This is a genomic window from Flavobacterium cauense R2A-7, from assembly GCF_000498475.1.
Lineage (GTDB): Bacteria > Bacteroidota > Bacteroidia > Flavobacteriales > Flavobacteriaceae > Flavobacterium > Flavobacterium cauense.
The window spans coordinates 1-5,731 of sequence record NZ_AVBI01000029.1 but is presented as its reverse complement, the minus strand read 5'-3'; the positions used below and the strand labels follow the sequence as shown (position 1 = coordinate 5,731).

At 29.9% G+C, this 5,731-nt stretch carries 6 protein-coding genes; 5 read left to right on the top strand and 1 reads right to left on the bottom strand.

Translation table 11 applies throughout. From position 1 onward, the window contains the following. Nucleotides 1–82: 82 nt before the first annotated feature. A complete protein-coding gene (locus FCR2A7T_RS14490) occupies nucleotides 83–649 on the top strand; it encodes a hypothetical protein (RefSeq protein WP_023572057.1) in 567 nt (188 codons plus the stop codon). Nucleotides 650–853: 204 nt separating this feature from the next. On the opposite strand, the gene ere(D) is transcribed toward FCR2A7T_RS14490, so the two are convergent. Further along, entirely contained in the window at nucleotides 854–2,080 is a 1,227-nt protein-coding gene (gene ere(D), locus FCR2A7T_RS14485; protein ID WP_023572056.1) for an EreD family erythromycin esterase, read from the bottom strand. 356 nt (nucleotides 2,081–2,436) lie between these two features. Between ere(D) and FCR2A7T_RS14480 the strand changes: the two genes are divergently transcribed. From FCR2A7T_RS14480 to FCR2A7T_RS14465, 4 genes are all read left to right on the top strand, one after another. Further along, nucleotides 2,437–3,003: a hypothetical protein gene (locus FCR2A7T_RS14480; RefSeq protein WP_023572054.1), complete on the top strand. Its 567-nt coding sequence runs from the start codon at nucleotides 2,437–2,439 to the stop codon at nucleotides 3,001–3,003. Nucleotides 3,004–3,398: 395 nt separating this feature from the next. Further along, nucleotides 3,399–3,950: a bacteriocin fulvocin C-related protein gene (locus FCR2A7T_RS14475; RefSeq protein WP_023572053.1), complete on the top strand. Its 552-nt coding sequence runs from the start codon at nucleotides 3,399–3,401 to the stop codon at nucleotides 3,948–3,950. 11 nt (nucleotides 3,951–3,961) lie between these two features. Further along, nucleotides 3,962–4,372, top strand: coding sequence for a DUF1573 domain-containing protein (locus FCR2A7T_RS14470; RefSeq protein WP_023572052.1), 411 nt, complete (start codon nucleotides 3,962–3,964; stop codon nucleotides 4,370–4,372). A gap of 439 nt (nucleotides 4,373–4,811) precedes the next feature. After that, nucleotides 4,812–5,585 (top strand): hypothetical protein, encoded by a 774-nt coding sequence (locus tag FCR2A7T_RS14465; RefSeq protein WP_131473150.1) that lies wholly within the window; start codon nucleotides 4,812–4,814, stop codon nucleotides 5,583–5,585. Nucleotides 5,586–5,731 lie beyond the last annotated feature (146 nt).

Below are 5,731 nucleotides of genomic sequence, written 5' to 3'. Positions count from 1 at the left end.
CGGGACGTTAGCAGTAAGCTTAAAAAAACGAAAACTTAGAATTACAATAAATTAAAAACCAATCATTTTCTATCAAAAAAATATGAAACCAAAAACCATGTGCCTAATCGGATTGTTCTTTTTTGTTGTGAGTTATATTATGTTTTCACAAGGTTCAAAATTAGCTTATTTTCAAAAACCTATAGATTTCGCACATTGGTTCAACTTAATTGGCGCAGTATTTCTCATTTCATTTAATAAAGTATTTCCAAAAAACAATCTTAATATTGTAGCTTCTTTTTTGACAACTTTGGGTGTTATTGCCCACATAGGTCTTTGTACTATTGACTTTATAATGTGGAGTTTTGGAAATGATGATATTGCTAAAGCGCAATTAAGCGAACAAATAAGCAATACTCCATCTATTTTGTTGCCGTTTATTATTATTGGCCCATCATTACTTTTTGTAGGATTAGCTGTGCACGCATCAAATTTTATTAAAACCAATCCGATAAGTTCATTAATGGTTATAATTGGAGCTCCAGCTGTAGGCTTTTCATTTTTTATATTGAAAAATGGAATGCTTATGGTACTAAGTTGTTTACTTTTTTCTCTGGGACTGTTTTTACTTCTTTATCGTGAGGAAAAACAGAAAGTATTAACTGAATAAAAGCCTACTGCTAACAGTGGTTTTGCGAAATTTGGGCTTAGGTGTTTAATGGTACGAGCTTTTTGTATATTTGCTTTAGTCCTAATGGAAAGGTTTGGGAACATATAAACCCAAACTTCGCAAAGCCACGGGACGTTATGTGAAAGAATAAAACGGCACCTCCAAAAAAGAAAGTACCGTTTCGAAATCAAATTTACATTATTCTCAATCCACTATTTCTGAAACAGTTGATTTTTCTATTAGGAAAATCCCATCAAAAGAATCTACTATTTCAGTTTTTAGATGTATAGAATCAAAACGAATCTTACTACAATTTTTTAATTCCTTACTTTTATTGATTATTAAACAGCATTCTTTTCCTGATAATTCCTGCATAAAAAATTCAACAGAATCCGACTCTGGAGAATCAAGTGGAAATTTATCAACCCTAAAACCAAATTGATAATCATTATCAGGATACAATGCGGCAGTTTCTCCACGTAGATTAGTTATTGCAAATGCTTTGTATTTTTCTCCAAAAGTCATCGAAAGTCTTTGCCCCATTGGATAACAACTAATAAATCCGTCAAAATCGACCGGAGTTTTTTGAATGTGAGCATTGTGGGCAACTAAAATAATCTTTTTACCAAGTGAATTTTTCAAAAACCAATCAATACTTTCTGCCATATACTGGTCTTTTGCTCCCATATCTCCCTCAATTCCCTTTTCAGTAATGAAGCTTTCCATAGCATCAGCATTATAATTCATATAAATCAAGCCTTTAACTAGATGAAGTATCGATTGAAACTCTAAACTTTCCAGTTTTGGTTGAAGAGTGACCAAACGAATGTAAACTTTTAATAGCAATGCTTTTAATTCATTATGTTCTGCTTCGTCAAAAAGCGATAAATTTAACGCAAGCTGAGAAGTCGAATAGAAATCAAATTTTTCAGCAAGATTTAAAATCTTCTGTAAGACATCAGAAGAAACGATTGAAAGTCTTTGTAAATAATCAGACACAATGTGAAAGTTTGGAAAATAAGAACCTCCATTTTTAGGAATATCAACACCCAAAAAGGTAATTTGATTATTATTGTCTTGATTATACCGACGAAGCCATAGCAAAGTATCTTTAAACTCATTTGGATAATAAAAGTGTGACAGTAACTTATCCAAATCGTCGAATGGAATTTGTGATTTTATCCACTTATCAACTTCTAATCCTTCAGAAAAACCAAACTCAAATGCCAAGGTGTCAAAATCACATTCAGTTACTAAAAACTCAATAACTTGATGTCTGAATTTAAAAAACTCTTTTATAAAATGTGAGTTTTCGCCTAAACCAACAATTGTAGAAGAATCAAAATATTCTCGAAATTGAAAAAGACTTTGCTTTATAGATGTATTATTTTCCGAATTAAACGGAAAAGTTAAAGGTTTTATATTTTTCATTATTACCTTATTTTAAATTAAAAATTAACGTACTAAAAAGTAATCATCTCAAAAAAGACGATTTAATCATTTACTTTAATTTTTAATTACCAAGGCTTGCTGAAATACATAAAATGTGAATTATTTGAATACAAAGATACTAAAAATTCCTTCACATAACAGGCGTTTGGCAAGATTTGGGTTTTAGGCTTAATTTGAAGTTGGTTTTGTACTTGCAAAGTTCCGTTTTTAACCGAAAATTTAGGCATCCTTAATCCCAAACCTCGCCAAGCGCCGGGACGTTAGCAGTAAGCTTAAAAAACGAAAACTTTAGAATTACAATAAATTAAAAAACAATCATTTTCAATCAAAAAAATATGAAACCAAAAATCATTTGCCTAATCGGATTGTTCTTTTTTGTTGTGAGTTATATTATGTTTTCTCAAGGTTCAAAATTATCTTATTTTCAAAAACCTATAGATTTTGCACACTGGTTTAACTTAATTGGTGCAGTTTTACTCATTTCATTCAACAAAGTATTTCCAAAAAACAATCTTAATACATTAGCTTCTTTATTGACAATTTTAGGTGCTATTGCCCACATAGGTCTTTGTACTATTGATTTTATAATGTGGAGTTTTGGAGATGATGATATTGCTAAAGCACAATTAAGTGAACATATAAGCAATACTCCATCTATTTTGTTGCCGTTTATTATTATTGGCCCATCATTACTCTTTGTAGGATTAGCAGTGCATGCATCAAATTTTATCAAAACCAATCCTATAAGTTCATTAATGGTTATTATTGGCGCTCCAGCTGTCGGTTTTTCGTTTTTTGTATTGAAAAATGGAATGTTTATGGTGCTAAGTTGTTTACTTTTTGCTCTAGGATTGGTTTTACTACTTTATCGTGAGGAAAAACAGAAGATATTAACTGAATAAAAGCCTACTGCTAACAGCGGTTTTCTGCAATGGCGGGTTTGGGGATTTTTTGGAATGGTTAGTGAGTGTATTTCTTCTTTTCATTCAGCTTTTTTCTTTCAGACTTTTCGGTATATTTGTAAACGTCAGTAAAAAAAAACCGCCACTGACAGAAAGCCGGCGGGACGTTGGCAGAAAATTTTGAAAACCGTACTAAACAGACAAATCACTTGAAGATACAACAGATTTCATTCAAGAAAATGTGAAAAGTTATTAACCGTAGAAATGATTAAACAAATAAATCAATAAATGCAATCTGCACTTTTATTGTTAAATTTGGCTTTAGTATAATTTGTTATTATAAGTTTTTTATTATAAGTTTGTGTGATTAATTTAACTAAATTATATTTTTTATTATGAGAAAAATTTTATTTCTGGGAGTACTATTTACCTTATTATCATGTGATAATGACAATCTTGAATCAATTAATTCTGATGCCAAAACTAATCAAATTTTAGAATTGAAAAGTGAAAATGAACAAAAATTAGCTTACTCATTATTAAATCCAGAAGAAAAAGCTATTATTTGGACCAAACACTTAAATTCAATGAAATTATTGAATAGTTACAATGAAGAACAAATCAATTTTATTAATGAAATTCAGAAATCTTTTACAGCAATCTATTTTAGTAATAAAACAAAATCAAAAGATTCTTTCAATAAAAAAGTTATTTCAAAAGGATTAAAAATATTTTCAAAAAAAGAATTATATTATTTAGTTGCCAGTCTTTCAACATATTCAAAATTACCTGGGCAAAAAGGACCACCACCTATTTCAACTTGTGGTTGCAGTACATCTAGCGATTGGTGTTTTAGCGGAAATTGTAATGGAACAGCATACTGTTTAAGGGATTCTGATAATTGTGGTACAGGCTGGAGCTATACTTGTAATGGTGATTGTGCATAATTTTTAGGTTTATGAAAAAAACATTTAAAATAATTGGTTTATTATTTATTCTAATTCTTTCACTTTTATTCTATTTTAAGTGGAAGGAACTAAAATATATTTTAAGATTTGGAAATTCTAAATCTCAAATAGTAGAAAAAAATATAAATATTGGTAAGATTTCCTTAGGAGACAGTACTATTGTTCAGTTCAAAATTGTAAATATAGGAAACAATGAACTTAAAATTGAAAATACAATGTCTAATTGCGAATGTGCAGTTTTACAAATAAAAGATTCAATTGTCAAAGAAAAAGACACTTTACACGTTAATGTTTTATTTAAACCAGCTAAAAAAGGAAAATTTGATCAAGAAGTTGCCGTACTTTTAAATACAGCACCTCCTTTTCACTTTTTACACATTACAGGAGAAGTTATAGAATAAACTTTTATAGTGACCAGTACTAAATAATCGATACAAATTTACATAAAAAACGTGGCTGTCCCAAAAGGGCAGCCTCGTTTAATTTATTAACGACAAATATTAGGAAATACAATAACCTTTGTCCAAATCGAAAAAGGCATTGGCTCAATCGAATAAGACTTATGCAAATGTAAATGAAGCAACTACTAAAGTAAAATAAACAACCACTCCAATAAAATAGAATCTTAACAAAAATTGAAAACAAATATAAGCGTGAAAATTGGAACGGAAAATTTAAATCTTCTGCCAACAGCGGTTTTAAGAAATTGGGGTTTTGGTCTTGACTTTAAAGATTGTTTTGTACTTTTGTGGTAAGTGATTAATCGAAAGTTCGGGCATATTTATTCCCCAACTTCTTAAAGCCACGAAACGTTGTATGCAACCCGAAAAAACGAGACGTGTGAAGTTAAGAACTGAAATATTAAAAGATAAGAAAGGGAAAATAATTTCCATTGAAGAATTTGTTTACAATAGTTATGACAAGCTTATCAGACAAAACTTCAAAGACAATTCTCAAAATCTTAAATATTACACAACTTTTGAGTATAACGAAAAAGGTAATTGTATTAAAACAATAAATTTTTCAAAAGAAAATGAATTTCAAGGAAGCTTTGAATATACATATAATTCAAGTAACAATATAGTCAAGACAATTGAAAGAACAATTGATAGTTCTATTTACAATTGGTATGAAGAAATTGAGCAACCCGAAAGCAATTTAAAAATCTGGCTATCTAAAGATAAAAACGGTGCTATTATTCACAAAACAGTAGAAAATTTATTTGACCATGTAGAAAAAAGGTACTATAATCAAGAAGATCTTTACGAAATTCATCATAAGAAATTTGACAATTTAAACAGGCTTTTAGAAAGACTGGTAACAGATGAAAAAGGAAATGAAAAAGAAAAACACTTATATTTCTACGAAAATCAAAAAGAAACTTGGAAGTATATCCTAAATGGTTCCACAATCAAAACAGAGGAAAGAATTTTCGACGAAAATAGAAACGAGATTTATTATATCAGAAAAGACAAAAATGGTAAATCTTTGGGTTGGCACAGTTTCGAATTTGATAAATTTGGGAATCGAACAAAATACATTTGGGGAAAAGACGAGGGAAAAGAAATTGGATTTAAAACTATTGAAATAATCTACAAAGAAATTGATAACTAAAGGGCTGCATACAACAGCGGTTTTGTGCAAGTGGGGTTTTAGGCAAAATTTAAAGGTTTTTTTATATATTTGACTTCAGTCTTAACGGAATGGTTTGGGGACAAAAATCCCCACCAGCACAAAGCCGGCGGGACGTTGGCAGCAAT